The organism is Pseudonocardia nantongensis, assembly GCF_046546495.1.
GTDB lineage: Bacteria > Actinomycetota > Actinomycetes > Mycobacteriales > Pseudonocardiaceae > Pseudonocardia > Pseudonocardia nantongensis.
Window position 1 is genome coordinate 47,724 of the sequence record NZ_JBKGXT010000025.1, and the last position, 26,575, is coordinate 74,298.

Genomic DNA, 26,575 nt, shown 5'->3' on the forward strand with positions numbered 1-26,575 from the left:
TCCGGCCCCTGTTGTCCAGCGCGGAACGGGTGAGGCGGGACCCGCGGCGACCGGATCACATCCGGCGCCGCGCGGGGCGGCGGTAACGTCACCGCCGGTGCACGACGGGTTGCCGGGGGTGGATCGGATGCGGGGCGCCGCGCGATACGGGATCGAGCACGAGCTGGCGTTGCTCCGGGCGGACGGATCGCTCGCCGACTTCACCTCGCTGACCCACGCCGAGGTCGCGGCCGTGATCGAGGAGCTGCCGGGGGACCCGGCCGACCACGCCGACCTGCGGGTGGGGGACGCCGGCATCCGGCAGAAGCGCTGGTACGCCGAGGGCTACGAGCGGCTCGACGAGCACGGTGGCCTGGTCCGGTTCGACCCGAAGGGCATCGAGATCCGGACCCGGGTGCACGACGACGTCGACGCCGTCGCCGCGGCGCTGGCCCGGGACGCGCGCGAGCTCGGCACCGTCGCCGCCCGGCACGGGCTGCACCCGGTCGCGATCGGCTTCCACCCGTACCGGTCGGCGTACCGGCTCGACCCACCGCCGAACGCGTACGAGCGGGCGCTGATGGCGGGCTCGCCGGAGGAGCGCACCGCGCACCTGCACATGCTCACCTGGGGCCCGGACATGAACCTGTCGTTCCCGGAGTGCGGCGCCGACCCCGGCCTGCTGGTCGACGCCGCCGCCAAGCTGACCGCCTACAGCCCCTTCCTGGTGCCGTGGTCGTTCTCCGCGCCGTTCCGGGACGGCCGGGTCTGGGGCGGGCCGTCCGCGCGGACGTCCTGGCGGACCGGCCCGCGCCCGGCCGCCCTGGCCTACCTGGAACCGGGCACGCCGCTGGTGCCCAGCGACCCCGGGCTGACTCGGCACGCCGGGATCCCGGTGGAGGTCGGCCGGATCGAGTTCAAGGCGTTCGACGCCGTCCCGGCGCTGGCCGAGGAGGACCCGGGCGATCCGGAGGGGGCCGATCCGGGCCTGCTCCCTGCGTTGCTGAGCCTGCTCACCGGCGTCCTGCTCGACGACACCCTGCCCGAGCGGCGGCACGTCCCGGACGCCGCCGCGCACCGCCGCTCGGCGGCGCACGGCTGGTCCGATCCGGCGGTGCGGGCCGGGTCGCTCGCCGTCCTGGACGCGGCCGCGGCCGCGCTGCGCGGTGACCCGGCCCACACCGCCCGCCTCGACCTGCTGCGCGAGCGCCTGGGCCGGGACCACACCCCGGCGGCCCGGATGCTGGCCCGGTACCGCGCCGGCGGCGGGATCCCCGGCATCCCCGACCCCGCCCGCCCGGCCGCTCAGCTGTAGGAGTGCTCAGCTGTAGGAGTGCTCCGGCGCCGGGTACTCGCCACCGCGGACGTCCGCGGCGAACGCCGCGGCGGCCTCGTGCAGCACCCCGCCGACGTCGGCGTAGCGGCGCACGAACCGCGGCACCTTCCCGCGGTTCATCCCGGCCATGTCCGACCAGACGAGCACCTGGGCGTCGCAGTCCGGGCCGGCGCCGATCCCGACCGTCGGGATCCGCAGCTCGGCGGTGACCCGCTTGGCAACGTCGGCCGGGACCAGCTCCAGGACCACCGCGAACGCGCCCGCCTCCTGCAGCGCCAGCGCGTCCTCGACGAGCCGGTCCGCGGCGTCACCGCGGCCCTGGATCCGGAAACCGCCGAGCGCGTGCTCGCTCTGCGGGGTGAAGCCCAGGTGCGCCATCACCGGCACCCCGGACGCGGTCAGCGCCTCCACCTGGGGCGCGAACCGGGCGCCGCCCTCCAGCTTCACCGCGTGCGCGCCGGCCTCCTTCATGAACCGGAACGCCGTCTCCTGCGCCTGGCCGGGCGAGACCTGGTAGCTGCCGAACGGGAGGTCGGCGACGACCAGCGCGCTGCGGGCGCCGCGGACCACCGCCCGGGTCAGGGGCAGCAGTTCGTCGGTGGTGACCGGGATGGTGTTGTCGTGGCCGAACACGTTGTTGCCGGCCGAGTCGCCGACCAGCAGGACCGGGATGCCGGCGTCGTCGAAGATCCCGGCCGAGTAGACGTCGTAGGCCGTCAGCATCGGCCAGTGCCGCCCCTCCTGCTTCCACTGCAGCAGGTGGTGGACGCGGGTGCGCTTCGGCGGGGCCGTGGGGGCCCGGTAGGGCGACTCGACCTCGCCCGCGCTTCGCTCTGTGCTCACCAGTGAGCTCCTTCCGTGCCTCGAGGCCCGTGCTCGTCACGGGTCCCCGGGTTCGCCGTCGGTGGCGGACGCCAGGGTGGCAGTACTGCGACGCAGCGGGACCGCGGTGTGGGGACGCTCACTGGCGCCGGCCCCGGCCGCGGCGAGGTACCCGCCGGATCCCGACCGTCGGTACCGGCTGGCATGCTCGCGGTCATGCTCCCCCGACTGCTCCGCCCGCGTGGCTCCGGAGCCGCCAACGCCCCCGGATCATTCACACCGGTACGCCCGTGGGCGCACCCGGCGCGGCGGCGCGGGCGGCTCGTGGGGATGGTGGCGCTCGGCGCGGCGGCGCTGGTGCTGGTCGCATCGTGTGCCGGTCCGGGCCCGGCCGGGGGCGAGGCGCAGCCCGCGCAGGAGCCGCCGGAGCTGGCGAAGTTCTACGACCAGCAGCTCGCCTGGGGGCCGTGCGCCGACTACGCGCCGACCTCGACGGTGGCCGACGCCTTCACCGACCCGCAGCTGGACTGCACCCGGGTCACCGTGCCGCAGGACTACGCGCAGCCCGACGGCGAGACGATGGAGATCGCGCTGCTGCGGAAGAAGGCCACCGGCAACAAGGTCGGGTCGCTGTTCGTCGACCCGGGCGGCCCCGGCGGGTCCGGTACCGCGTTCGCCGCGCAGCAGATCCCGACCTGGTCGACCACCCCGCTGGGGGACCGGTTCGACGTGATCGGCTTCGACCCGCGCGGCACCGGCGCGAGCCGCCCGGCGATCCAGTGCCTGACCGACCAGGAGGCCGACCAGGAGCGGGAGAAGGACTTCACCGACCCGTCCCCGGCCGGGGTCGCGGCTGCCGAGGCCAACGCCGAGCAGTACGCCGACCGCTGCACCGAGCGCACCGGCGCGGACGTGCTGGCGAACGTCGGCACCCGGGACGTCGCCAAGGACATGGACGTCATGCGGGCCGCCGTCGGCGACCAGAAGATGACCTACGCCGGGTTCTCCTACGGCACCGAGCTGGGTACCGCCTACGCCGAGGCGTTCCCGCAGAACGTGCGGGCGCTGCTGCTGGACGGGGCGATCGACCCCACCCAGACGACCATCGAGTCCTCGGTGTCCCAGAACGCCGGCTTCCAGCTGGCCTTCGACAACTTCGCGAAGGACTGCACCAGCCGGCCGAACTGCCCGCTGGGCACCGACCCGGGGCAGGCCACCCGGGCGTTCCAGACGATCATGCAGCAGCTGATCGACAAGCCGGTGCCGGTCGGGGACGGGCGCACGCTGAACTTCACCGACGCCCAGACCGGCGTCAGCACGGCGCTGTACGTGTCCGAGTACTGGCCGATCCTGCAGCAGGGGATCTCCGAGGTCGCGAACGGCCAGGGCCGGATCCTCAAGATCCTCGCCGACACCTACCACGAGCGCGACGAGCAGGGCCGCTACTCGAACATGCTGCAGGCGTTCCAGGCGATCAGCTGCGTGAACCAGCCGCCGGTCACCGACCCGGCGGAGGTCCGGGAGCTGGCCGAGCGCTCGGACCAGGCCGCGCCGTTCCGCTCCACCGGCCGCGCTCCGGTGGCGGCGAAGGACCCGTGCGCGTTCTGGCCGGTCCCGCCGACCAGCGAGCCGCACGTGCCGAACGTGCAGGGACTCCCGCCGGCCCTGGTGGTGTCGGTCACCGGTGACCCGGCGACGCCGTACCAGGCCGGTGTCGACCTCGCCGAGCAGCTCGGCGGGAGCCTGCTCAAGGTCAACGGCGAGCAGCACACCGCCGCCCTGCAGGGAGACCCCTGCATCGACAAGCTGGCGATCGACTACCTGGTCGACCTGAAGCTGCCCCCGGAGGATGCCGAGTGCACCCTCCCGTCGACCTGAGCCGGCCGGGCCGGTGCACGGGCCCCCGTCGGGGGCCCGTGCACCCCGGAAACCTCCGCGTAACACCGGGTTCCTAGGCTCCGCCGCATGGACCGCCAGCAGGAGTTCGTCCTCCGCACGCTCGAAGAGCGCGACATCCGTTTCGTCCGGTTGTGGTTCACCGACGTGCTCGGGTACCTCAAGTCGGTGGCGATCGCGCCGGCCGAGCTGGAGGGCGCCTTCGCGGAGGGCATCGGCTTCGACGGCTCGGCCATCGAGGGCTTCGCCCGGGTCTACGAGTCCGACATGGTCGCCAAGCCGGACCCGTCGACGTTCCAGGTGCTGCCCTGGGAGTCCGCCGGCGAGCACTACTCGGCCCGGATGTTCTGCGACATCGCGATGCCGGACGGCTCGCCGTCCTGGGCGGACCCGCGGCACGTGCTGACCCGCGCGCTGAACAAGGCGGGGGAGGCCGGGTTCACCTGCTACGTGCACCCGGAGATCGAGTTCTACCTGCTGCGCGACCTGCCTGACGACGGCTCCCGGCCGGTCCCGGCCGACTCCGGCGGGTATTTCGACCAGGCCAGCCACGACGTGGCCCCGCACTTCCGGCGCAACACCATCGAGACGCTGGAGTCGATGGGCATCTCGGTGGAGTTCAGCCACCACGAGGGCGGCCCCGGGCAGCAGGAGATCGACCTGCGCTACGCCGACGCGCTGACCATGGCCGACAACCTCATGACGTTCCGCTACGTCGTGAAGGAGGTCGCGCTGACCCAGGGCGTGCGGGCGTCGTTCATGCCGAAACCGTTCTCCGAGCACCCCGGCTCGGCGATGCACACGCACTTCTCGCTGTTCGAGGGCGACTCCAACGCCTTCCACGACCCGGACGACCCCTACGAGCTGTCCGAGACCGGCAAGGCGTTCGTCGCCGGCGTGCTCCGGCACGCCCGGGAGATCACCGCCGTCACCAACCAGTGGGTCAACTCGTACAAGCGGCTGATCGTCGGCGGGGAGGCACCGACCGCGGTCTCCTGGGGGCACGCGAACCGGTCCGCGCTGGTCCGGGTGCCGATGTACTCGCCGGGCAAGTCGTCGTCGCGCCGGATCGAGGTCCGCACGCTGGACTCGGCGTGCAACCCCTACCTCGCCTACGCGGTGATCCTCGGTGCCGGGCTGACCGGCGTGCAGAAGGGCTACGAGCTCCCGCCGCCGACCGAGGACGACGTCTGGGCGCTGACCGACACCGAGCGCAAGGCGCTGGGCTACGAGCAGCTGCCGCAGAACCTGACCGAGGCGCTCGACATCATGGAGCGCAGCGAGCTGGTCGCCGAGTACCTGGGCGAGCACGTCTTCGAGTTCTTCCTGCGGAACAAGCGCGCCGAGTGGGACGCCTACCGGCGGAACGTGACCCCGCACGAGCTGGCCACGTATCTTCCGGTGCTGTGACGACTTTCGACGACGAGATCGTTCTCGGTCCGCTCCCCAAGGGGATCACGCGGGCCGGTGAGGGCCAGTACAAGCGGGTGTGGAACGTGCTGGGCCACACCTACTGGGCCAAGGCGGTGAGCGAGACCAGCTTCGCCTTCGAGACGCTCGATCCGCCCGGCACCGGGGTGCCGCCGCACGTGCACACCACCCAGGACGAGCACATCCACGTCCTCGACGGCGTGTTCACCCTCTACCTGGACGGGCAGTGGGAGAAGGCCGGGCCGGGCGACACCGTGCTGATGCCCAAGGGCCTGCCGCACGCCTACTACAACAAGGAGTCCGGTGACGCCCGGGCGCTGTTCTGGGTGAGCCCGGCCGGTCGGCTGGCGGCCTTGTTCGACCAGCTGCACGACCTCACCGACCCGGCCGAGGTGGTCCGGGTCTCGGCGCTGCACGACGTGGACTTCCTGCCGCCGGGATCGGTGCCCGGCGCGGACTGACCGGACCGGGGCCGGGTCACCGCACGTTCCCGGACGCCCGGTGGTAGCCGGAGAAGATCGCGTCCAGCTCGTCGTCGGTGATCACGTCGGCGAGCCGGTCGAAGCCGTCCGGGGCGCGCCGCTCCACCTCGTCGATCACCATCTCGGGTCCGCCGGTGCGGTTGCGCAGCACCACGTCGGCGGTGACCGGCAGCCGTTCGTCCTGGTAGGCGAGCAGCGCCGTCGACGGGTCCGGGGCCGCGGCGAGGTGCCGGGCCAGCGCCTCGGCGTCCAGGACCGCCTGGCCCGCGCCGTTGGAGCCCATCGGGAACATCGGGTGCGCGGCGTCGCCGAGCAGCGTGATCCGCCCGTGCGTCCAGTGCGGGAGCGGATCGCGGTCGCACATCGGGAACTCGAAGATCTCCGGTGTGGCGGCGATCAGCGCCTGGTGGTCGACGTCGTCGAGGTGGAACCGGCGGGCGTGGGAGAGCGCGACCGCGTGCTCGGCCGGGCGGGACCAGTCCTGGCGCTGCGGGGGCGGGTCGCCGTCGGCGCCGGTGGCGATGCAGACCGCCCAGTTCATCAGCGACGTCCCCGGCCCGTCCCCGGCGCCGACCGGGTAGACGACCAGCTTCGCGGCGGTACCGCCGGCGACGATCATCGACCGGCCGCCGCGGAAGTCCGGCCACGGCGTCGCGCCGCGCCACATGGTCACCCCGTTCCAGCGGGGCGGGCCCTCGTCCGGGAACAGCCCGGCCCGGACGGCCGAGTGGATCCCGTCAGCGGCGACCAGCACGGCACCGCTCGCCGCCGGCAGCGCTGGGTCGGCGAACCGCACGTGCACCCGGTCGCCGTCCTGGTCGGTGGCGACGACCCGGTGCCCGGTGCGGATCGCGTCCGGCCCGAGGCGCTCCCGGACGGCGTCGGCGAGCATCCGGTGCAGCCGGCTGCGATGCCCGGCGACCTGGGGCAGCGCGAACCCGGCCGCGACACCGCAGGGCCTGCGCAGGACCGGCAGGCCCAACCGGTGCGCGTAGGTCAGCTCGGCGGTGGACACCCCGATGCCGGTGAGCGCGTCGAGCAGGCCGAGGTCGTCGAGCACCCGGACGGCGTGCGGCAGCAGGTTCAGGCCGACCCCGAGCTCCCGGTCGCCGCGGCCCTGCTCGTACACCGTCGCGCCGATCCCGCGCCGGTGCAGCTCCAGCGCGGTCACCAGCCCCCCGATGCCGCCCCCGACGACGATCACGTCCGACATCCGGTTTCCCTCCATCGACCGGCCCGACTCACCGGTGACCCTGCCCCCTATGCCCCGTCCCGACAACACTCGCCGGTGCGGGCTGCGCGGCAGGACCGGCCCGGGATGGGGCAGGATCGACTCCCGTGATGGATCGGCGGACGGGGACGTCGCTGGCCCGGCTGGGCTTCACCGGTCCGGGGGCGGGGGACACCCTGCGCACGCTCGGCTGGTGGAACGGCGACGGCCCGGCCGCCGGCTGCGAGGAGATCATGTGGGCGCTCGCCCGCAGCCCCGACCAGGAGCTGGGGCTGCGCGCCGTCGAGCGGCTGTCCCAGACCGAACCGTGGCCGGAGATCGACGAGGCGCTCCGCTCCGACCGCGGGCTGCGCGGGCGGCTGTTCGCGACGCTCGGGTCGTCCACCGCGCTCGGCGATCACCTGATCGCGCACCCGGACCGGTGGCCGCTGCTGGCCGACACCACGGAGCGGCGGAGCCCGCCGCCGGACCTGGCCCGCCGCACGGCGACCCTGCTGCAGGCGGTCGGGGCGGACCCGTTCGCGCCGCCGCCCGGCACCGCCGGTGGGGCATGTGCCACGGTGACCGGCGCCGACGCCGCCGTCGCGCTGCGGACCGCCTACCGCGACGAGCTGCTCGGCCTGGCCTCGGCCGACCTGGCCGCCGTCGGGGACCCGGGCCTGCCGATGATGGAGGTCGACGACGTCGCGGCCCAGCTGGCCGACCTGGCCGAGGCCGCGCTGGCCGCGTCCCTGGCGGTGGCGGCCGCAGAGCTGGACCCGCCGGACGAGCTGCGGCTGGCGATCATCGGGATGGGCAAGTGCGGCGGCCGGGAGCTGAACTACGTCTCGGACGTCGACGTGATCTTCGTCGCCGAGCCGGGCGGCGAGCTGACCCAGCAGGCGACCCGGCTGGCGTCGCGGGTGATGCGGCTCGCCGGTGACGCCTGCTTCGAGGTGGACGCGAACCTGCGCCCGGAGGGCCGGCACGGTGCGCTGGTCCGGACCCTGGACGGGCACGTCACCTACTACAAGCGCTGGGCGAGGACCTGGGAGTTCCAGGCGCTGCTCAAGGCGCGCCCGATCGCCGGGGACCCGGTGCTGGGCCGGTCCTACATCGACGCGCTCGCCCCGCTGGTCTGGCAGGCCTCGGCCCGCGACGACTTCGTCGCCGAGGTGCAGGCGATGCGCACCCGGGTGGTCGACAACCTCCCCTCCGACCAGCGCGAGCGCGAGCTGAAGCTGGGCCGCGGCGGGCTGCGTGACGTCGAGTTCGCCGTCCAGCTCCTGCAGCTGGTGCACGGGCGCACCGACGACACCCTGCACTCGGGCAGCACCCTGGAGGCGCTGGCCGCGCTGGCGGCCGGTGGCTACGTCGGCCGTGACGACGGCGCCAACCTGGCGGCCTCCTACCGGTTCCTGCGGCTGCTCGAGCACCGGCTGCAGCTGCAGAAGCTGCGCCGCACCCACCTGCTGCCGCGTCGCGACGACACCGACGGGCTGCGCTGGCTGGCCCGCTCGGCGCGGATCCGGCCGGACGGCCGGCGCGACGTCGTCGGGGTGCTGGTCGCGGAGTGGCAGCGCAACGCGCGCCGGGTCAGCCGGCTGCACGAGAAGCTGTTCTACCGGCCGCTGCTCTCGGCGGTGTCCCGGCTGGCCGGCGAGGACGCCGACGCGGTGCTCTCCCCGGCGGCGGCCCAGGCCCGGCTCAAGGCTCTCGGCTGGGCGTCCCCGGAGGGCGCGCTGGGGCACCTGCGGGCACTCACCGGCGGGGTCTCGCGGGCCGCGGCGATCCAGCGGACGCTGCTGCCGGTGCTGCTCGACGAGCTGGCCGTCAGCCCGGACCCGGACCGCGGGCTGCTCGCCTACCGCCGGGTGTCCGAGGCGCTCGCCGACACCCCGTGGTACCTGCGGCTGCTGCGCGACGAGGGTGCCGTCGCCCAGCGCCTGATGATCCTGCTCGGCACCTCGGCGCTGGTCCCGGACCTGCTGGCGCGCGCGCCCGAGGTGCTGCGGATGCTGGCGACGTCCTCGTCCGGGCAGAGCCCGGAGCTCACCCGGGACCCGGTGGAGGTGTCGGTCGCGCTGCGCACGACGGTGGCCCGCCAGTCCACGCCGGAGGCGGCGGTGGCCTCGGCACGCTCCTACCGGCGGCACGAGATGCTCCGGATCGCCTGTGCCGACCTGCTCGGCCTGCTCGAGGTCGACGCCGTGTGCACCGCGCTGACCTCGGTGAACGAGGCGGTGCTCGCGTCGACGCTGGACGCGGTGCTGCGTGCGCAGAGCGAGCGGAAGGCCACCATCTCGGTGATCGGCATGGGCCGGCTCGGCGGCGGCGAGTGCAGCTACGGCAGCGACGCCGACGTCATGTTCGTCTGCGCGCCGGTCGAGGGCGTCGGTGACCACGAGGCGGTCCGCTGGGCCACCCAGGTCGTCGAAGGGGTCCGACGGCTGCTGGGCTCGCCCAGCCCGGACCCGGAGCTGCCGGTGGACGCCGACCTGCGCCCGGAGGGGCGCTCCGGGCCGATGGTGCGGACCCTGGCGTCCTACCGGGAGTACTACGCGCGCTGGGGCGAGACGTGGGAGGCGCAGGCGCTGCTGCGGGCCCGCCCGATCGCCGGGGACAGGGCGCTGGCCCGCGAGTTCACCAACCTGATCGACCCGATCCGCTACCCGGCCGAGGGCATCGCCGACACCGCGGTCGCCGAGATCCGCCGGATCAAGGCCCGGGTGGACGACGAGCGGCTGCCCCGGGGCGCGGACCGCGGCACGCACACCAAGCTCGGCCACGGCGGGCTCGCCGACGTCGAGTGGACCGTGCAGCTGCAGCAGCTGCAGCACGCCGGGGACGTGTCCGGGCTGCGCACCACCGCGACCCTGGAGGGGCTGCGGGAGGCGACCGAGGCCGGCCTGATCGACCCGGAGGACGCGGCCGAGCTGGAACAGGGCTGGCGGACCGCGACCAGCGCCCGCAACGCGATCATGCTGGTCAAGGGCAAGCCCGGCGACCAGCTCCCGCGCTCGGGGCGGGAGCTGGCCGCGGTGGCCGTCGCGCTGGGCTACCGGCCCGGCGGCGACCCGGGGGTGTTCCTCGACGACTACCGGCGCACCACCCGGCGGGCCCGGGGCGTCGTCGAGCGGGTGTTCTACGGCTTCGCCCCGTGAGTGGTTATCGAGGTCCTGGCCGCGTTATTCACTCACGGGCGCGCAGCGCCGCGGCGACCCACTCGAACGCCGGGATCGCCGGCTCGCGCCGCGGCCAGCTGTTGAGCACCCCGAGCAGGGTCCAGTACCGCTCCACCCGGCGGTCGGCGAACAGCTCGATCGTCTCCGCGGCCCGGACCCGGGCGGCGGCGTCGAGATCGGCGACGCCCGAGATCCGTGCCAGCACCGCGGCCGCCTCGGCCGAGGCCGGGTCGACGCCGGCCGCCTCGGCGGGCCCCGCGTGCTCGGCCACCTCGGCGGGGTCGAGCTGCCGCTCGTGGTGCACCGGCTCGGTCGAGCCGGCGACGGCCATCTCCCGGCAGCGGGCCCGGAAGCCCGGGTCGCGGACCAGCTCGGCCAGCTCCACCCAGGCTCCGACCTGCTCCGGGCTGGGGTCGTCGGGCAGCTCGGTGGGCAGGCTGCGCATCGCCTCGGCGATGCCGGCGCCGGGCGCGTCCGGGTCGGTCCCGGCGAACGCCTCGGTCACGAACTCGTCGATCAGGGCCTGCCGCTCGCCGGCGGACAGGCGGGCCAGGTCGTTCATCAGGGTCACGCTCCTCTCATCGGGATGATCGCCGGTCCGGGCGAGCAGCGCGCACACCGCACGCTGCGCCTTCAGCTCCCGGATCCGGCCGTCCAGGGCCCGGACGTGCGCGGACGCCACCTCGCCGACCCCCCGCCGGCGGGACAGCACCGCGCGCACCTCGGTCAGGCCCAGCCCCAGCTCGCGCAGGGTCCGGACCAGGTCGAGGCGGGCCACGGCGGCCGCGTCGTACACCCGATGACCCGACGCGCTGCGGTCCGAGGGCACCAGGTCCTCGTCCGACCAGAAGCGGATCGTGCGCACCGGTACTCCGGTACGCCGGGCCAGCTCGCCGATCGTCAGCAGCACGGGGTGATCATGGGTGGGCGTCGCGGTCACGGGAAGAGCGTCGCTGGTTCCAGCCACTGGAGGTCAAGTGCGAATCGGATTCGGTGTCCCGCAGTTCGGAGCGGCGGCCGCCCGCGCCGACCGGACCGCGGAGTTCGCGGCGGGCGCGGAGGAGCGCGGTGCGGCGAGCCTGTGGGCCGGGGACCGGCTGCTCGCCGCGGTCGACCCGCGGGTCGGCTACGCGGGCGGCGACACGGTGCCGGCCGAGTTCCGGGCGGCGCACGACCCGCTGGCGCTGCTCACCGCGGCCGCGACCGCGACGTCGCGGGTGCTGCTCGGCACCAGCACGCTGAACGCCCCCTGGTACCCGGCGGCGCTGCTGGCCCGCCAGGTCGCCACGGTCGACAACCTCTCCGGCGGCCGGCTGCTGCTGGGGCTGGGCACCGGCTGGTCGCCGGAGGAGTACGAGGCGGTCGGCGTCCCGATGGCCGAGCGCGGCGCCCGGCTCGACGAGGCGCTCGACGTCTTCGGCACCTGGTGGCACGACGAGCCCGTCGCCCACGAGGGCCGGTTCGCGACGATCCCGCCCTCGCACGTGCAGGCCAAGCCGCGCGGCGTGCCGGTCTACCTGGCCGGGTTCGCGCCGCGGGCCCGGCGCCGGATCGCCGAGCGCGCGGACGGGTTCCTGCCGGTGGTGACGCCGTCGGTGCGGGACCTGGACGCCGCCGTCTCGACGCCGTGGGCGCAGCTGCGCGCCGCCGCCGCCGAGGCCGGGCGCGATCCCGGCGCGATCGGCGCGGTGCTGCGGGTGAACCTGCCGGCCGGCTCGACGGCCGCCGACGCGGTCACCACCCTGCACAGGGTCCGCGACGAGACCGACGTCGAGCACGCGTTCGTCGACCTGATGTACGTGACCGCCGACCACGACGAGGCGCTGGCGCTGGTCGAGGAGATCGTCACCGCGGTGGCCTGACCGGGCCGCGGGTGCCGGGCGCCCCGCTGGTTCACTGGACGCCGTGGGTCCTTCCGAGTTGATCACCCGCGGCTACGAGCTGGTCGCGGCCCGACCGGCGTCGCTGCTGGCGGCGTTGCTGGCGCTCGTGGTGGTGGCCTGGCGGCCGAGCTGGCGGCTCACCCGCACCGCGGTGACGATCGCGCACGAGGGCGGGCACGCGCTGGTCGCGGTGCTGGTGGGGCGGGGCCTGAGCGGGATCCGGCTGCACGCCGACTCGTCCGGCGTCACCCACTCGACCGGGGCCGGTCGCGGGCCGGGCGTGGTCGCGATGTTCCTCGCCGGGTACGTCTTCCCGCCGCTGCTCGGTCTGGGCGGCGCGGTGCTGGTCGCCACCGACCTCGCCGGCCCGACGCTCTGGACCGGCGTGGCGCTGCTCGCGGCGACGCTGCTGCAGATCCGCAACCTCTACGGCGGCCTCGTCGTCCTGGTGAGCGGGGGGCTGCTGGTGCTGGTCGCGGTGCGCGCCGGCGAGGACCTGCGGACCGGGTTCGCCGCCGCGCTGTGCTGGTTCCTGCTGTTCGGCGGGGTGCGGGCCGCTTCCGAGCTGCGTCGCGGACGCCGGTACGGCCGCCTGCGGCACTCCGACGCCGACCGGCTGGCCGAGCTGACCCCGCTCTCCGGCGGGGTGTGGGCGGCGTTCTTCGTGCTCGCCGCGGTGCTCGCGGCGGCGGCCGCCGGTTGGGTCGTCTTCGCTCCGGGCGGTGCGCCCGCCTGACCGGGCTGTCAGGATCGGCTGCATGGCAGAGGACTTCAACGCCCGCGTCGTCCGCGAGTTCCGGGAGAACGCCGGGAAGGTCGGTCCGCCCTTCACCGGGCTCCCGATGGTCCTGCTGCACCACGTGGGCGCGCGCAGCGGGACCGAGCGGATCACCCCGGTGCGCTGGTTCGCCGACGGCGATCGCCGGTTCGTGGTGGCCTCCGCAGCGGGTGCCCCCACGCATCCGGCCTGGTATCACAACCTGATGGCGACCCCGGACGTCGTCGTCGAGATCGCCGACGGGGACGGGAACGTCGAGACGACGCCGGTGCACGCCGAGGACCTGACCGGTGACGAGCGGGACCGGCTCTGGAACCGGATCCTCGAGAACGAGGGCGGGTTCGCCGCCTACCAGCGCAAGGTCGAGGGGATCCGGACGATCCCGCTGGTGGCGCTCGTCCCGCGCTGACCTCCCGACCGCTGCGGCGTCGCGGCGTCCGGAATGGCAGGGTCCGGGTATGACGATCACTCTCGAGCAGGCTCAGACCATCACCGCCGCGGCGCTGGCGCACGGCACCGACCAGGGGTTCAACCCGCTGACGGTGGCCGTGCTCGATCCGGGCGGCGCGATCGTCGCGCTGGCCCGCCAGGACTACTCCGGCTACCTGCGCCCGGATCTGGCCGTCGGCAAGGCCAACGGCGTGCTCGCGCTGGGGATGACCAACCGGGCCATCGCCGCGCGCGCCGCGGACTCGCCGGAGTTCTTCACCTCGGTGGCGAACCTGGCCGGCGGGAAGATCTTCTCGGTGCCGGGCGGGGTGTTCGTGCGCGACGCCGCCGGGACGCTGCTGGGCGCGGTCGGCGTGACCGGTGACGCCTCGCTGAACGACGAGGCCGCCGCCGTCGCGGGGATCCAGGCGGCCGGGCTGGTCGCCGTCACCGGCGCAGAGTGACGCCGACACTCCGGTTGCTGCGGTCCGGTAGCTGCGGTCCGGTGGTTGCCGGGAGCCCCGCCGGTCCGGATTCGAGCCGCACCCCCGGGCGACAGAGTCAGCCCGGGGGCGCGGAGGGAACACGACCCTGCCGCCGAGGAAGGGCCGTGCACGTTCGTGGTCGCGCGGCTGTGGCGCGAGGGTGGTGCGTGGTGACCGGTTCGGGTGCCGGGGCGGGCGGGTCACGGTCACGGAGGGCGGCGACGCCGGTCAGGGTGTCACCCCTTGTGACCTGGAACACGGTACTTCGGAGTCAACCAGCCACAGGCCACCCGTGTCAACGGATCCGCGTCCGCGGGCGGGAAGCGGATCACTGGACCGATCCTGCGTCGCGGACCGCGGCGCATCGGGGGGAACCCGGAATCCGGCTCAGGGACCCCGGATCGGGTGTGCCGGGGCGTTTCACGCATGCCCGGCCGCCCGTACGGGTCTACTCTCGGCAGACGTTTCGTCCGGCAGCCGGCCGGTCACTCGGTGTCAGGCCGGCCGAACCGGTCGCCAAGGAGGGTCCGTCGGGGGACGGTCCGGAACAAGGAGGAGACATCATGCTGTGGACCATTCTCGGCTGGCTCGTGCTGGGCCTCGTCGCGGGCTTCGTCGCCCGCGCCGTCGTCCCGGGCAAGGACGACATCGGCATCGTGCGCACGATCCTGCTCGGTCTCGCGGGCTCGGTCGTCGGTGGCCTCGTCGTCAGCCTCTTCACCGGCTTCCAGAGCTTCTCGCCCTCGAGCTGGATCGGCTCGATCATCGGCGCGATCGTCGTGCTGATCGTCTACAACAAGGTCACCGGGCGCAAGCAGGTCAGGGGCTAGTCCGGGTCCTGCTCGCGGCGCCGTCCGGTCCGTCCGGGCGGCGCCGACGTGTGTCCGGGGTGGTTCCCGGACGACGGTCGCCGGCCCCGCGCCGGGGCCGCAGCCGGCGTGGCGTGCTGCTGCGAGTCCGCCCCGGACGTTGCGCTCAGCCGGCCGGCGGTGCGGGATCCCGTTCGGCGGCGGCGCGCTCGGCCCGCCCGGGTACGGCGTGATCGGCGCGTCCCCGTTGTCGGTGACCTGGACGGGCGTCAGGTCCTCGGTGCCCGCCCCGGCGATCCGGCTCACCTTCACCCCGGAGATCCGACCTTGACGCTCTGCGGCGTGACGCCGGGCTGGGCCCCGCCCTCCTCCCCGGATAACCCCCGCACAGAGCGGTGACCCCGGCCTGACCGAAGCCAGACCGGGGTCACGAGGGGAAGTAAGGGCGCCCGACCGGGACCGGTGTACGTGACTACTCCAAGAACCCCGGCCGGGCGCCGGAACGAGAGAGTAGCCGCTGGTCGTGTGACCCGGTTAGCTGGCGTTACAGCTGACCACCGCGAACTGCCCGGTCGAGGTGTTCTCCGCCAGCACCTCACCGTTCTCGGTGATCCGGCACGTGATCGACGTGACCCCATCACCGGCCTGGGCGGTCAGAGTCGCCATACGGAACATGTTGTCGCCGAGGTCGACGGTCTCCGTCCACGGCAGCTCGGTGTCGGTGTTCTGCGACAGCTGCATGTTCTCGCCGCTCGTGTAGGTCACGCTCGTACCCGGCCCGTACCCGGTGCCCGACCCCTGCTTACCGGTCACCTCGTAGGTGATCCCGGTCGAGGCAGGCTCGGCGGGCTCCTCCACCGGCGCCGGTGCCACCGGGGCGGGTGCCGGCGCAGCCGGAACCACGGGGGCAGGCGGCGCCACCGGTGCGGGTGCCACAGCCTCCTCCGCGACCGGCGTGGCCGCCGTCGCGTCCTCCGGGGACTCGCCGCCACCGTTCACCATGCCGATCACGACCAGCACGGCGAGCACGCCGACGACCCACTTCCACTTCCCGCCCTTCTTGCGGGGCGGCTCCGGCGGCGCCGGGATCCACGCGGGCTGCCCGTGTGGCGGCTGCCCAGCGGCGGTGTGCCGCCCGGACACCCACGGCGCCGGCTGCTGCGACTGGGGGTTGTAGGGGTACTGCGGCTGCGGGCCCTGCGGGCCGTATGGAGTAGTCACGCCAGCTGAATCCCAGGTCAGACCCTGTTCGTTACCCCGGCGGAAGTGAATACCCAGAACTGACGACCTGACCCCGCTACGGCGTAACGGCCCACCCGACACCATCGATCGCAGGGTGTGACTACTCCCTTCGGCCCCAGCGCCCGCACCGCCCGCGAGAACTACATCGCCAAGCGTGTCGAGATCGAACTGCCCTACGCCGGCACCCCGCTCACGCAGCGCCCGTTCACCGCACTGTCTCCCGCGCAGGCGTGGCGCAGCCGCCCATGGTTCCGCCGCCTGATGATCGTCTCGGCCCTGGCCTTCCTGGTGCTCATCGTGGCCGCGCCCCCCATCCTGCTCCTGCTCGCGCTTTTGATCACCGTCGCTGTGGCCAGCTACCGGCGCGACCCCGAAGTAGCCGAGCGGGTGCAGACCATCATCGAGCGCCGCGAACGGGAGGCCAGCGAAAACGCGCTGCGGGAAGCGGCCCGCTACCTCACCGCGGCCGACCGGGCGTGGTTCGCCGCGAACAACGCACAGATCTAGCCGCCACCCCTGGTCAGGCCCGGTTCGCTACCCGGGCCGTGGCGATACCCAGAACTGATGATCCGACCCCGGTGCCGCGTAACGGCCCATCCGCAACCGTCGACCCTCTGTCGGAACCCATCCACCAGGCGCCGCCGCGCTACCCGGCGCCCGAAGCGATCCCCGCCCAGCGGCAGAACCCGCCGACCTCGCCCGTGCCGCCGCTGCCGCCACGCCGCACCCATCGCCGCTTGCTCTACACCGGGCTCGGGATCGCCACCGGGCTGGCGCTGCTCATGCTCGTCGTCGGGCTCGTGGGCGCCACACTCGCCGCGCCGAGCCCGGTGACCGGCACCCTGACCCGGATGCAGGCCGCGGTGTCGCCGCCCGCAATCCTGCAGGTCACTAGGTACCACTCGCACGGTAGATGCAATCGGCCGCGGCCTGATCGCCGCCGCAGGTTCCGCGGAACGCGAACCCGGCCCCGCGCACAGGGCCTCCGCACACCAGCCCGGCCGAGGAGCCCGACACGCGGGACCGACGCAGCGGGGGCCGGAGTACGGAGGGCGGAGTACGGGGTGCGCGGGGCGCGACAACCCGCATCTGCGCCTCGACCGGTCCTACCGACTGTGGCCGCAACTCGACGATGCGACGAGGACCACCGTGGGGAAGTCCCCGTCGCTCGTGCGGATCATCAGCGGATTGCCGACGAGCTCAACTGACGTGACCGCAGGTCAGGCAGCCCGACCTGGTCACACGTCGTAGTAGAGCGCGAACTCGTACGGGTGCGGACGCAGCCGCAGCGGGTCGATCTCGTTCTCCCGCTTGTACTGGATCCAGGTCTCGATCAGGTCCGGGGTGAACACGCCACCCTCGAGCAGGTACTCGTGGTCCTCCTCGAGCCGGTCGATGACCGCCGCGAGGCTGGACGGGACCTGCGCGACGTCCCGGGCCTCCTCGGGCGGGAGCTCGTAGAGGTCCTTGTCGATCGGCGCCGCCGGCTCGATCTTGTTCTTGATGCCGTCCAGGCCGGCCATCAGCATCGCCGAGAAGGCCAGGTACGGGTTTCCCGACGAGTCCGGGCAGCGGAACTCGACGCGCTTGGCCTTCGGGCTGTCGCCGGAGAGCGGGATCCGGATGCAGGCCGAGCGGTTGCGGGCGGAGTAGACCAGGTTGACCGGCGCCTCGTAGCCCGGGACCAGCCGGTGGTAGGAGTTCACCGTCGGGTTGGTGAAGGCCAGCAGCGACGGCGCGTGGTGCAGCAGCCCGCCGATGTAGTAGCGCGCCATGTCGGACAGCCCGCCGTAGCCGGACTCGTCGTGGAACAGCGGCTGGCCGTCCTTCCACAGCGACGAGTGCACGTGCATGCCCGAGCCGTTGTCGCCGAACAGCGGCTTCGGCATGAAGGTGGCGGTCTTGCCGTTCTGCCACGCGACGTTCTTCACCAGGTACTTGAAGAGCATCATCTCGTCGGCGGCGTGGAGCAGGGTGTTGAACTTGTAGTTGATCTCGGCCTGCCCGGCGGTGCCGACCTCGTGGTGCTCGCGCTCCACCTCGAAGCCCGACTCCTGCATGGTGCTGACGATGTCGGCACGCAGGTCGGCGTAGTGGTCGACCGGCGGGACGGGGAAGTAGCCGCCCTTGTAGTTGACCTTGTACCCGAGGTTGCCACCGGCCTCCTCGCGCCCGGTGTTCCACCAGCCCTCTGCGGAGTCGATGTGGTGGTAGGCCTGGTGCGGGTCGGTCCCGAAGCGGATGGAGTCGAAGACGTAGAACTCGGCCTCGGGGGCCATGAACGCGGTGTCCGCGATGCCCGACGCGGCCAGGTACTCCTCGGCCTTGCGGGCGACGTTGCGCGGGTCGCGGGAGTAGGGCTCGCCGGTGACCGGGTCGTGCACGAAGAAGTTGACGTTCAGCGTGCGGTGCTTGCGGAACGGGTCGACGCGGGCCGTGGCCGGGTCCGGGAACAGTGCCATGTCGGACTCGTTGATGGCCTGGAAGCCGCGGACGGAGGACCCGTCGAACGCGGCGCCGTTCTCCAGGAGGTCACCGGCGGTCTTCGCGGGGACGGTGAGGTGCTGCATGACGCCGGGCAGGTCGCAGAACCTGATGTCGACGTACTCGACCTTCTCGTCCGAGATGTACTTGAGTACCTCTTCGGCGTTGCTGAACACTCTCTCGCGCTCCTTCGATCGCTGGTGGAGATCGTGGGCGACGGTAGGAGCGCCGTGTTGCCCAGCCATCACTCACCTGTTTCACCGACGTTAACTGCACCGACCCGGACGTACGTCACAGTGTCGGGGCGGTCGCTGCCGGTGGGCGGCATCGGTGCCGGTGACACGCCTAGGCTAGAAGCCATGGCCCGTTGGATCGAGTCCTGGCTTCCCGGTTCACCCACCGGGCGCGATCACGCCTCCGGACACGCGGGCCGGCGGTTCGGCCTGCCCGCCACGGGGCACTACTCGGTGGCGGCTGTGGGCCGCCGGATCGGCGGCGTGTGCCTGGACTGGCTGCTCGCCTACCTGCTGGTGCTGCTGGTGGCGGGGACCGAGGCGATCGGGACCGCCGACTTCAGCTGGTGGATCCTGGGCACCTGGTTCGTGATCACCACGCTGACCGTCGCGGTCCTCGGGTCCTCGCCCGGGCACGTCGCGCTCGGGATGCGTGTCGCGCGGACGGACATGGCCCGTCATGTCGGCGTCCCGCGGGCGCTGCTGCGGACCGCGATGATCGCCGTCGTCATCCCGGTGTTCTTCGTCGACGCCGACGGGCGGGGCTGGCACGACCGCGCGACCACGACGATCGTCGTGCGCGTGCTGCGCGGCTGAGCTCCGAGCCCCGGGGAGGGTCAGCGGCGGCGCACGGTGCGCTGCACCGAGCGCATCTTCGCGCCCTGCGGCATGGGGCCCTTCGGCATCGCCGCGGAGCGGTTGCCGAGGGCGTTGAGCTTGCCCTCCAGCGAGTCCATCTCCGCGGCGGAGATGTTGCGGGGCAGCTTCATCAGGTGGCGCTGGAGGCTCTTCAGCGGCACCTGACCCTCCTCGTTCCCGACGACGACGTCATAGATCGGGGTGGTGCCGGCGACCCGTGCGGTGCGCTTCTTCTCCTGCGCGAGCAGGTTCTTCACCCGGTGCGGCGCGCCCTCGGCGACGAAGATGATCCCGGGCCGCCCGATGACCCGGTGCACGGCGTCGAGGTGCGTGTTGCCCGCGACGCCCTGGGTGACCCGCCACTGCCCGCGCATGTTGTCCAACGCCCAGCCGCCGGCGCCCGGCTGCCCCTCGGCCTTCACGTAGACCGACTTCTGCACCCGGCGGCCGAAGATGCTGAACGCCGCGAGCGCGCCGATGGCCACGCCGAACGGGACGAAGAACCAGGTGAGCCCGAAGAACCAGCCGACGAGCGTCAGCACCGCGATCGAACCGACGAGGACGCCGATCATGATCGGGAGGAGCTTCCTGTCCTCCTTGCGCTGCATCTGGAACGCCTGCCAGATCTGCTGGCGGCGCTGCTTCGACGCGGCCTTCTTCTCGGCCTTGCGCGCCTTCTTCTCGTCGGGCGTGGGCTTGCGGGGCTTGCCGGGCATGTGACCAGCCTACTTCTGCGCTGTGACCGATGGTGCGACCAGGTGTCAGCTCCGGGCGAGCAGCGAGCTGGCCTCCTGCGCGGCCGGGCCGGAGTCGGCCAGGTGTGCCAGGTTCGGGTGCAGCTCCTCGCCGCGATGCGCGACGGTCTGGGCGTAGAGCCGCCCCGCCCGGTACGACGAGCGCACCAGCGGCCCGGCCATGACTCCGGCGAAGCCGATCTCCTCGGCGGCGCGCGAGTGCTCCACGAACTCCTCGGGCTTGACCCAGCGCTCCACCGGGTGGTGCCGCTTGGTCGGGCGCAGGTACTGGGTGATCGTGATGATCTCGCAGCCGGCCTCGTGCAGGTCGCGCAGCGCCTCGGTCACCTCGCCCGGGGTCTCGCCCATGCCGAGGATCAGGTTCGACTTGGTCACCAGGCCGTCGGCGCGGGCCTTGGTGAGGACCTCCAGCGAGCGCTCGTAGCGGAACGCGGGACGGATCCGCTTGAAGATCCGCGGGACGGTCTCCACGTTGTGCGCGAGCACCTCGGGCCGGGTGTCGAAGACCGGGCCGAGCTGGTCGTCGCGGGAGTTGAAGTCCGGGATCAGCAGCTCGACGCCGGTGCCCGGATTCATCTCGTGGATCTTGCGGACGGTCTCGGCGTAGAGCCAGGACCCGCCGTCGTCGAGGTCGTCGCGGGCGACGCCGGTGACGGTGGAGTAGCGCAGCCCCATCTGGCGCACGGACTCGGCGACCCGGCGCGGCTCGTCGGTGTCGAGGTCGGCGGGACGGCCGGTGTCGATCTGGCAGAAGTCGCAGCGCCGGGTGCACTGCTCACCACCGATCAGGAACGTGGCCTCCCGGTCCTCCCAGCACTCGTAGATGTTGGGGCAGCCGGCCTCCTCGCACACCGTGTTCAGCCCGCCGGACCGGACGATCCCCTTGAGCTCGGTGTACTGCGGGCCGGTCCGCGCGCGGGTCCGGATCCAAGAGGGCTTGCGCTCGATCGGGGTCTCCGAGTTGCGGACCTCGAGACGGAGCAACTTGCGGCCTTCTGGTGCGACGGTCACGCGTCACACCGTACGCCCGGGGTCCGGTGTGACGCCGGTCGCGGAGGCGGTGACGTGCCACAACCTGCCCGCGAGCCCCGGGTCCCCGGCCGCGCCCGAACGACGCGCCGGCCCCGGCGGTCCGTGCAGTTCGAACGGCCCGGACGGGCCCAGGAAGTCGCCGCCGTGCACCGGGCCTGCGGCCGCGGCCAGCTGCGGCCCGACACCCTCGGAGACCGGCGAGGTGAGCCAGCGGTCCCACGGCACGAACCACCAGGACAGCGCTCCGGCGCCACGCCGGAACGAGTTGGACAGCAGCGACGACTCGGTCATCCCGGGGTGCGCGGCCACCGACACGACCGGGTCGGCGGCCAGGCGCAGCCGCCGGTCCAGCTCCGCGGCGAACAACAGGTTCGCAAGCTTCGACGCCCCGTAGGCGGCGTTCGGCCCGTACCGGCGCCGCGTCCAGTGCAGGTCGGTGAGGTCGAGGCCGCCGGAGCGGTGCCCGAGACTCGTCGTCGTCACCACCCGGGACGGCCGGTCGGGGTCGCCGGCGGTCCGCAGTGCCGGCATCAGCAGCCAGGTCAGCGCGGCCGGGCCGAGGTGGTTGGTGCCGATCTGCAGCTCGAACCCGTCCGCGGTCGCCCTGCGCGGGCCCATCGCGACACCGGCGTTGTTCAGCAGCACGTCCAGCCGGTCACCGGTGCGCTCGCGCACCTGCGCCGCCGCGGCCCGGACCGAGGCCAGGTCGGCCAGGTCGAGCAGCACGAGCTCGGCAGCGTGACCCACCTGCGCGACGGCGGCCGCCCCGCGCTCGCGGTCCCGGGCGGTCATCAGCACCCGTGCGCCGGCCCGGGCCAGCGCGGTGGATGCGGCCAGGCCGAGTCCGGACGTCGTCCCGGTGACGAGCACGGTGCGGCCGGTGAGATCTCCGAGCGGGTACACGGCGGCGACCGTAGCGGGCGGCTACCGTGCGCTCTCGTGGACTTCCGGATCTTCACCGAGCCCCAGCAGGGGGCCACCTACTCCGACCTGCTGCGCGTGGCCCGCACCGCGCAGGACGCCGGGTACGACGCGTTCTTCCGCTCCGACCACTACCTGGCCATGGGCCAGGCCGACGGCCTGCCCGGCCCGACCGACGCCTGGACGACCCTGGCCGCGCTCGGCCGCGAGACCGAGCGGATCCGGCTCGGCACCCTGGTCACCTCGGCGACGTTCCGGCTGCCCGGACCGCTGGCGGTCGCCGTCGCGCAGGCCGACGAGATGTCCGGCGGCCGGATCGAGCTGGGGCTGGGTACCGGCTGGTTCGAGGGCGAGCACACCGCCTACGGCATCCCGTTCCCGCCGCTGGGCACGAGGTTCGGGATGCTCACCGAGCAGCTGGAGATCCTCACCGGGATGTGGGGCACCGCGCCGGGGGAGAGGTTCTCCCACCATGGCACGCACTACACGGTCGCCGACTCGCCGTGCCTGCCGCGGCCGGTCCAGCAGCCCGGCCCGCCGGTGATCGTCGGCGGGATGGGGAAGCGGAGGACCCCGGCGCTGGCCGCCCGGTTCGCCGCCGAGTTCAACGTCCCGTTCTCCCCGCCGGACGCCGTCGCCGCGCAGTTCGAGCGGGTCCGCGGGGCCTGCCGGGAGACCGGCCGTGACCCGGCGGAGCTGACGTACTCGATCGCACAGATGCTCTGCCTCGGCCGGGACGACGCCGAGGTGGCCCGCCGGGCGAACGCGGTCGGCCGGGACGTCGAGGACGTCCGGGCGAGCTGCCTGGCCGGCACCCCCGGCGAGGTCGTCGACCAGCTCGGCCGCTGGCGGGAGGAGACCGGTGCCGGCCGGATCTACCTGCAGATCCTGGACCTGGCCGACCTCGCGCACCTCGAGGACTTCGCCGAGCAGGTGCTGCCGCAGTTGTGAGTGGTTGTCGCGGGCGGGGCCGCGACAACCACACACGGGCGGGGTTGGGCCCCCACGTCGGAGGCGGCCGTGAGCAGCACCAGCGCCGGCACGACGACGGCCGGCGCGATCCGGTAGCTGCCCCGGCCGTCCTGGTCGACCAGGCCGCAGTGGGTGAGCGCCTTTAGGTGGTGGTAGAGCTGCCCGGTCGAGGCCAGCTCGGCGACCTCGGTCAGCTCGCCGGTGCCGCGCGGGCCGTGCAGCAGGCCGCGCACGATCCGGACCCGGACCGGGTGCCCGAGCGCGGCGAGCACGGCGGTGCGGGGCTCGTCGTCCAGGGCCAGCGCGGCGCCGGCGTCGTAGGTGATCGACCAGCGGACCTCGCCGTGCAGCGCGACCTCGCCGGAGTACTGCACGATGCCCGATCCGGTGCCGGTGGCCGCGGTACCCCCCGTTCCGCGGCCACCGTCCGGGACCTCGGTGCCGCCGAGCCGTCGCTCCAGCTCGGCGACCCGGTGCTCCAGGTCGGCCAGGCGGTGGTCGGCGTCGTCCTCGGTCACGGTGACGATACTACGGAACTACGGAAGATTGTGCGTCAGCCGAGGCCGGACATGAGGTCCGCCGTCCGCGCGACCGGGTGCTCGGTGACGGGCAGCCGCCCCTCCAGCGCGTCGAGCACCGCCACGGTGACGGCGTCGGTGACGTCGTCGATCGTCACGGTGCGGCCCAGCTCGGTGCTCAGCGTCGTGACGCCGGCGTCGGCGATCCCGCACGGCACGATCCGGCCGAAGTCGCCCATATCGGCGTCACAGTTGAGGGCGAACCCGTGCTGGGTGATCCCGGACGCGATCCGGACGCCGATCGCGGCGACCTTGCGCTCCGGGGTGAAGCCCACCGAGCGAAGCTCGCCGGAGCGAGAATCGGCGCCGGCGGGCAGCCAGACCCCGCTGCGGCCCTCGATCCGGCCTGCCCGCTCCAGCCCGATGTCGTGGCAGACCCGGATCAGGGCCTCCTCCAGGCGGCGGACGTAGTCGACGACGTCCATCGGCTCGTCGAGGGCGACGATCGGGTAGCCGACCAGCTGCCCCGGGCCGTGCCAGGTGATCCGGCCGCCGCGGTCGACGTCGACGACCGGGGTGCCGTCCTGCGGCCGGTCCTCGGGCCGGGTGCGCCGGCCCGCGGTGTAGACGGGCGGATGCTCCAGCAGCATCAGCACGTCCGGGCCGGTGCCCTCCTTGCGGGCGGCGGCGTGCCCGCGCTGCACGTCCCACGCCTGCTGGTACTCGATCCGGCCCAGGCGGTCCACCCGGACGTCGTCGGTTCCGGCACGGCAGGACTGGTGCGCAGCGGGCATGGCGGCGACGCTACTCCGCGCCCAGCCGGCGGAGCACGGCCCGGGCCGCGCGCCGGCCGCTGACCAGGGCACCCTGGGTGGACGGGGTGTCGCGGTGGTCACCGGCGACGAACAGGTTCTCGCCGAGGTCGACGTCGCGCCGGATCGGGCGCCCGGGCGCGAACAGCGGCAACGCCTCGTCGACCTGCGCGGTGTGCAGGTGTGCCCAGTCCTCGGTCGGCACCCCCCAGATCCGGGCCAGCTCGCGGCGCACGTCCGGCTCGCCGGTCCCGGTGGTACCCGGCGTCCCGACGATCGAGGAGGCGACCAGCGGGCGGCCGTCCGCGGAGTAGCCGGGTGCGGCCGCGGTCAGTACGACGGTGCTCGCGACCGGGCCGCCGGTGGCGTCCAGGTGCAGCAGCGGCGACGCCGTCGGGGCCTGCGGCGGGACGTGGAAGAACGTGGTCAGCGCGTTCATCCGGGGTTCGGCCACGCCCGGCAGCAGCGTCGCGGCGGTGCGCGGGTCGGCGGCCACCAGCACGGCATGGGCGGCGAGCGTGCCGTCGTCGGTGGCCACCCTCGGGCGCACGCCGCCGGTGACCGCGTGCACCCGGATCCCGAGCGAGACGGTGCCGGGCGGGAGCGCGGCGGCGAGCCGGCGGGGGAGGGCCTCCATGCCGTCGTCCGGGACGACGATCGTGCCGAGCGCGAAGCTGCGCCAGACCAGCCGGACGAAGGCAGCCGAGGTCTCCAGCGCGTTCTCCCCCAGAACCCCGGACAGGAACGGGCGCAGGAACCGGTCGGTGACCGCACCGCCGATCCCGGCGGCGGCCAGGTCGTCGGCGCCGGAGGAGTCGATCAGCGTCGCGGTGCGGTCCGGCGGCGAGGCGAGGATCTTCGCGGTCCAGGCGACCAGCTTCGCCTTGTCGATCGGGCCGAACAGGTCGTCGAGCGCGGTCCCGGGGGCCGACGCCGGGCGGCGCAGCGGGTTGACGAACCGGTGCAGCTCCCCGTCCCCGGCCCGGATCGCCGCGCCCGGCTCGAAGGCCCGCGCGCCCAGCGAGTCCAGCCCGTGCGGGGCCAGGGCCGCGCGCAGCGCAGGGTAGGAGGTGTTGAGCACCTGGAAGCCGCGGTCGCAGCGGAAGCCGTCGATCACGTCGGTGGCCACCCGGCCGCCGACCCGGTCGGCGGATTCCAGCACCCGCACCGACAGGCCGTGGCGGTGCAGCACGGACGCCGCCCGCAGCCCGGCGAGCCCGGCCCCGACGACGAGTACGTCCGGGTCGCCGGTGGTCGTCATGTGCCGACCGCCGCCGACAGCGCGTCGCCGATGGTGTGGTGGCGGAACCCGAACCCGGCGTCGAGCAGCGCCGTCGGGACCGCCCGCTGTCCGGACAGCAGCAGCTCCCGGCCGAGCTCGCCGAGCACGGTGGACACGACCGGGGCAGGTATCGGGAACGGGGCGGGACGGCCGACGGCCCGGGCCAGCTCGCGGGTGAACTCGGCGTTGGTGATCGGGACCGGGCCGGTGACGTTCGCCGGGCCGGACAGCCCTTCGCTCTCGACGGCGAATCGCACCGCGGAGACGTGGTCGTCCAGGGACACCCACGGCAGGTACTGCGTGCCCTTGCCGATCCGCCCGCCGAGGAAGCCCTTGAACACCGGGCGGAGGACGCCGAGCAGCCCGCCGGAGGGGGAGAGGACCTGGCCGGTCCGAATCAGCACGACCCGGGCGCCGGCGTCGCGGGCGGGGGCGGTGGCCGCCTCCCAGTCCCGGCAGACGTCGGCCAGGAACCCGCTGCCCGAGGGCGCGGACTCGTCGACGACGTGCTCGCCGGTGTCCCCGTAGTAGCCCGCCGCCGAGCCGTTGACCAGTACCGGGACCCGGTTCCGTGCGACCGCGGTGGCGAGCACGTCGGTGGGGACGTTGCGGGAGTCGCGCAGCAGCTGCTTGCGGGCCCCGCTCCACGGCCGGTCGGCGATGCCGGCCCCGCACAGGTTCACCACCGAATCCGCACCGTCGAGGGCACCGTCCTCGATCGTGCCGGACGGCGGGTCCCAGCCGCGCTCGTCGGGAGCGGCGGGAGCGCGCCGGACCAGGCGCAGCACCTCGTGCCCCGCGCCCCGCAGGTGGGCGACCAGGGCTGTTCCGGTGAGTCCGGACGAACCGGCCACGACGACTCGCACGGCGGCGATCCTTCCGCGTTCACCGCTCACGCGCGACCCGGACACCCCGCGACGGTGGTCACCCGACCGGCTGTGGGAGGTGGCGGGCCCGCAC

Annotated in this window: 25 protein-coding genes; 13 read left to right on the forward strand and 12 right to left on the reverse strand. The window is 73.7% G+C overall.

All coding sequences use genetic code 11. The features are described from left to right. Window positions 1-97: 97 nt before the first annotated feature. On the forward strand, window positions 98-1,294 hold the full coding sequence (locus ACLFMI_RS23055; RefSeq protein ID WP_410950031.1) for a glutamate-cysteine ligase family protein: 1,197 nt from the start codon (window positions 98-100) through the stop codon (window positions 1,292-1,294). Window positions 1,295-1,300: 6 nt separating this feature from the next. Here the strand turns inward: ACLFMI_RS23055 and panB are convergent, their stop codons facing one another. Then, window positions 1,301-2,161 (reverse strand): 3-methyl-2-oxobutanoate hydroxymethyltransferase, encoded by an 861-nt coding sequence (gene panB / locus ACLFMI_RS23060; RefSeq protein ID WP_410950067.1) that lies wholly within the window; start codon window positions 2,159-2,161, stop codon window positions 1,301-1,303. A gap of 192 nt (window positions 2,162-2,353) precedes the next feature. On the opposite strand from panB, the gene ACLFMI_RS23065 reads away from it, so the two are divergent. The 3 genes from ACLFMI_RS23065 to ACLFMI_RS23075 all read left to right on the forward strand — a co-directional run bounded on the left by ACLFMI_RS23065 (window position 2,354) and on the right by ACLFMI_RS23075 (window position 5,925). Then, window positions 2,354-4,015 carry an alpha/beta hydrolase gene (locus ACLFMI_RS23065; RefSeq protein ID WP_410950032.1) on the forward strand — a complete coding sequence of 554 codons (1,662 nt, stop codon included), beginning with the start codon at window positions 2,354-2,356 and terminating at the stop codon, window positions 4,013-4,015. A gap of 87 nt (window positions 4,016-4,102) precedes the next feature. Continuing rightward, a complete protein-coding gene (locus ACLFMI_RS23070; RefSeq protein WP_410950033.1) occupies window positions 4,103-5,443 on the forward strand; it encodes a glutamine synthetase family protein in 1,341 nt (446 codons plus the stop codon). Then, a complete protein-coding gene (locus tag ACLFMI_RS23075) occupies window positions 5,440-5,925 on the forward strand; it encodes a cupin domain-containing protein (protein ID WP_410950034.1) in 486 nt (161 codons plus the stop codon). The genes ACLFMI_RS23070 and ACLFMI_RS23075 overlap by 4 nt, the downstream gene beginning before the upstream one ends. Window positions 5,926-5,941: 16 nt before the next feature. On the opposite strand, the gene ACLFMI_RS23080 is transcribed toward ACLFMI_RS23075, so the two are convergent. Then, a complete protein-coding gene (locus tag ACLFMI_RS23080; protein ID WP_410950035.1) occupies window positions 5,942-7,159 on the reverse strand; it encodes an FAD-dependent monooxygenase in 1,218 nt (405 codons plus the stop codon). Between the two features lie 128 nt (window positions 7,160-7,287). On the opposite strand from ACLFMI_RS23080, the gene ACLFMI_RS23085 reads away from it, so the two are divergent. After that, complete coding sequence (locus ACLFMI_RS23085) at window positions 7,288-10,320, forward strand: bifunctional [glutamine synthetase] adenylyltransferase/[glutamine synthetase]-adenylyl-L-tyrosine phosphorylase (protein WP_410950036.1); 3,033 nt, start codon at window positions 7,288-7,290, stop codon at window positions 10,318-10,320. Between the two features lie 28 nt (window positions 10,321-10,348). Here ACLFMI_RS23085 and ACLFMI_RS23090 read toward each other — a convergent pair whose 3' ends face one another. Then, window positions 10,349-11,281 (reverse strand): MerR family transcriptional regulator, encoded by a 933-nt coding sequence (locus ACLFMI_RS23090; RefSeq protein WP_410950037.1) that lies wholly within the window; start codon window positions 11,279-11,281, stop codon window positions 10,349-10,351. 37 nt (window positions 11,282-11,318) lie between these two features. Here ACLFMI_RS23090 and ACLFMI_RS23095 point away from each other — a divergent pair, with 37 nt between their 5' ends. From ACLFMI_RS23095 to ACLFMI_RS23115, 5 genes are all read left to right on the forward strand, one after another. After that, the gene (locus tag ACLFMI_RS23095) at window positions 11,319-12,203 is read left to right on the forward strand and encodes a TIGR03619 family F420-dependent LLM class oxidoreductase (RefSeq protein ID WP_410950038.1); all 885 of its coding nucleotides are present in this window, start codon (window positions 11,319-11,321) and stop codon (window positions 12,201-12,203) included. Window positions 12,204-12,246: 43 nt separating this feature from the next. Beyond that, complete coding sequence (locus ACLFMI_RS23100; protein ID WP_410950039.1) at window positions 12,247-12,960, forward strand: M50 family metallopeptidase; 714 nt, start codon at window positions 12,247-12,249, stop codon at window positions 12,958-12,960. Between the two features lie 22 nt (window positions 12,961-12,982). Next, the gene (locus tag ACLFMI_RS23105; protein ID WP_410950040.1) at window positions 12,983-13,411 is read left to right on the forward strand and encodes a nitroreductase/quinone reductase family protein; all 429 of its coding nucleotides are present in this window, start codon (window positions 12,983-12,985) and stop codon (window positions 13,409-13,411) included. A 49-nt stretch (window positions 13,412-13,460) separates the two neighbouring features. Continuing rightward, window positions 13,461-13,895 (forward strand): GlcG/HbpS family heme-binding protein, encoded by a 435-nt coding sequence (locus tag ACLFMI_RS23110; RefSeq protein ID WP_410950041.1) that lies wholly within the window; start codon window positions 13,461-13,463, stop codon window positions 13,893-13,895. Window positions 13,896-14,479: 584 nt separating this feature from the next. Next, the gene (locus tag ACLFMI_RS23115) at window positions 14,480-14,746 is read left to right on the forward strand and encodes a GlsB/YeaQ/YmgE family stress response membrane protein (protein WP_410950042.1); all 267 of its coding nucleotides are present in this window, start codon (window positions 14,480-14,482) and stop codon (window positions 14,744-14,746) included. 513 nt (window positions 14,747-15,259) lie between these two features. Here ACLFMI_RS23115 and ACLFMI_RS23120 read toward each other — a convergent pair. Beyond that, window positions 15,260-15,946, reverse strand: a complete 687-nt coding sequence (locus ACLFMI_RS23120; protein ID WP_410950043.1) for an MmpS family transport accessory protein — start codon at window positions 15,944-15,946, stop codon at window positions 15,260-15,262. A 117-nt stretch (window positions 15,947-16,063) separates the two neighbouring features. Here ACLFMI_RS23120 and ACLFMI_RS23125 point away from each other — a divergent pair, with 117 nt between their 5' ends. Continuing rightward, the gene (locus tag ACLFMI_RS23125; protein WP_410950044.1) at window positions 16,064-16,474 is read left to right on the forward strand and encodes a hypothetical protein; all 411 of its coding nucleotides are present in this window, start codon (window positions 16,064-16,066) and stop codon (window positions 16,472-16,474) included. A gap of 731 nt (window positions 16,475-17,205) precedes the next feature. Here the strand turns inward: ACLFMI_RS23125 and glnA are convergent. Beyond that, window positions 17,206-18,627, reverse strand: a complete 1,422-nt coding sequence (gene glnA, locus ACLFMI_RS23130) for a type I glutamate--ammonia ligase (protein ID WP_410950045.1) — start codon at window positions 18,625-18,627, stop codon at window positions 17,206-17,208. A gap of 183 nt (window positions 18,628-18,810) precedes the next feature. Here glnA and ACLFMI_RS23135 point away from each other — a divergent pair, with 183 nt between their 5' ends. After that, the gene (locus tag ACLFMI_RS23135) at window positions 18,811-19,281 is read left to right on the forward strand and encodes an RDD family protein (RefSeq protein WP_410950046.1); all 471 of its coding nucleotides are present in this window, start codon (window positions 18,811-18,813) and stop codon (window positions 19,279-19,281) included. Window positions 19,282-19,301: 20 nt separating this feature from the next. Here the strand turns inward: ACLFMI_RS23135 and ACLFMI_RS23140 are convergent, their stop codons facing one another. From ACLFMI_RS23140 to ACLFMI_RS23150, 3 genes are read right to left on the reverse strand one after another with little or no spacing between them, the layout of a single operon-like run. Beyond that, on the reverse strand, window positions 19,302-20,039 hold the full coding sequence (locus tag ACLFMI_RS23140) for a DUF4191 domain-containing protein (RefSeq protein ID WP_410950047.1): 738 nt from the start codon (window positions 20,037-20,039) through the stop codon (window positions 19,302-19,304). Window positions 20,040-20,084: 45 nt separating this feature from the next. Beyond that, entirely contained in the window at window positions 20,085-21,089 is a 1,005-nt protein-coding gene (lipA, locus tag ACLFMI_RS23145) for a lipoyl synthase (RefSeq protein WP_410950048.1), read from the reverse strand. Window positions 21,090-21,092: 3 nt separating this feature from the next. Then, complete coding sequence (locus ACLFMI_RS23150) at window positions 21,093-22,013, reverse strand: SDR family NAD(P)-dependent oxidoreductase (RefSeq protein ID WP_410950049.1); 921 nt, start codon at window positions 22,011-22,013, stop codon at window positions 21,093-21,095. A 36-nt stretch (window positions 22,014-22,049) separates the two neighbouring features. Here ACLFMI_RS23150 and ACLFMI_RS23155 point away from each other — a divergent pair, with 36 nt between their 5' ends. After that, window positions 22,050-22,982: an LLM class F420-dependent oxidoreductase gene (locus tag ACLFMI_RS23155; protein WP_410950050.1), complete on the forward strand. Its 933-nt coding sequence runs from the start codon at window positions 22,050-22,052 to the stop codon at window positions 22,980-22,982. Here the strand turns inward: ACLFMI_RS23155 and ACLFMI_RS23160 are convergent. From ACLFMI_RS23160 to ACLFMI_RS23175, 4 genes are read right to left on the reverse strand one after another with little or no spacing between them, the layout of a single operon-like run. Then, window positions 22,907-23,521, reverse strand: a complete 615-nt coding sequence (locus tag ACLFMI_RS23160; RefSeq protein WP_410950051.1) for an ArsR/SmtB family transcription factor — start codon at window positions 23,519-23,521, stop codon at window positions 22,907-22,909. The two genes, ACLFMI_RS23155 and ACLFMI_RS23160, sit on opposite strands and share 76 nt — an antisense overlap. 35 nt (window positions 23,522-23,556) lie before the next feature. Further along, a complete protein-coding gene (lipB, locus tag ACLFMI_RS23165) occupies window positions 23,557-24,315 on the reverse strand; it encodes a lipoyl(octanoyl) transferase LipB (protein ID WP_410950052.1) in 759 nt (252 codons plus the stop codon). Window positions 24,316-24,325: 10 nt separating this feature from the next. Beyond that, the gene (locus tag ACLFMI_RS23170; protein WP_410950053.1) at window positions 24,326-25,594 is read right to left on the reverse strand and encodes an FAD-dependent oxidoreductase; all 1,269 of its coding nucleotides are present in this window, start codon (window positions 25,592-25,594) and stop codon (window positions 24,326-24,328) included. Next, entirely contained in the window at window positions 25,591-26,481 is an 891-nt protein-coding gene (locus ACLFMI_RS23175) for a TIGR01777 family oxidoreductase (protein ID WP_410950054.1), read from the reverse strand. Before ACLFMI_RS23175 ends, ACLFMI_RS23170 begins: the two co-directional genes overlap by 4 nt. Window positions 26,482-26,575: the final 94 nt, after the last annotated feature.